This window comes from Shewanella sp. T24-MNA-CIBAN-0130 (genome assembly GCF_040310185.1).
GTDB lineage: Bacteria > Pseudomonadota > Gammaproteobacteria > Enterobacterales > Shewanellaceae > Shewanella > Shewanella psychromarinicola.
Genome location: NZ_JBEOPP010000501.1, coordinates 1 through 244 on the forward strand (window position 1 = coordinate 1; position 244 = coordinate 244).

The 244-nt window shown below is 42.6% G+C and carries 1 protein-coding gene; it reads right to left on the reverse strand.

The genetic code is table 11. The features are described from left to right. Positions 1-42 precede the first annotated feature (42 nt). A partial coding sequence (locus AAEZ02_RS23275) for a glycine cleavage system protein H (protein WP_502959621.1) occupies positions 43-244 on the reverse strand: 202 nt, incomplete at its 5' end.

The following is a 244-nucleotide window of genomic DNA, read 5'->3' on the forward strand; positions in this document are numbered from 1 at the left end:
GCCCCAATGTTTTAAATAGAGGGGCTTTTAACTAATTAACGATTACTCTTCGTCAATAGTGTGTGCGTAGCCTTCTGCGTCGAGCAAGTTATCAACTTCAGATTCGTCAGATGCTTTAATGCGGAATAACCAACCGTCGCCGTAAGCGTCGTTGTTTACTGTTTCTGGAGAATCTTCTAGCTCTTCGTTAATAGCAACAACTTCACCGCTAATTGGTGCGTAAATGTCTGATGCTGCCTTTACT